Annotated in this window: 1 protein-coding gene; it reads left to right on the plus strand. The window is 53.6% G+C overall.

The annotated features are described in order from the left end of the window. A partial coding sequence (locus SB717_RS35700) for an IclR family transcriptional regulator domain-containing protein (RefSeq protein ID WP_410907688.1) occupies positions 1–274 on the plus strand: 274 nt, incomplete at both ends.

Consider the following 274-nt stretch of genomic DNA (forward strand, 5'->3'; position numbering starts at 1 on the left):
GAAACGGGAGAGACAATTGCGTACCTCTCGTTTGACGGGGCTACTTCCAAAGCCCAGTTCCTTGAGGTTATTCAAGGTTGGCGGCCTATCCATTACAAGCTGGAAACTGGGGTAGATGTCCCGCTGTATGCGGGGGGCGCAGGCAAAGCTGTGCTAGCCCATTTGCCGGCAGATTTTGCCGATGGTTTGAAGCTTGAGAGGTTCACCGAGGCAACCATAACTTCCCATTCCAAGCTCCGGGCTGATCTTCAGTCAATCAGGGATCGAGGATGGT

It is taken from the genome of Priestia sp. SIMBA_032 (assembly GCF_046535215.1).
In the GTDB taxonomy this organism is placed as follows: Bacteria; Bacillota; Bacilli; order Bacillales; family Bacillaceae_H; genus Priestia; species Priestia aryabhattai.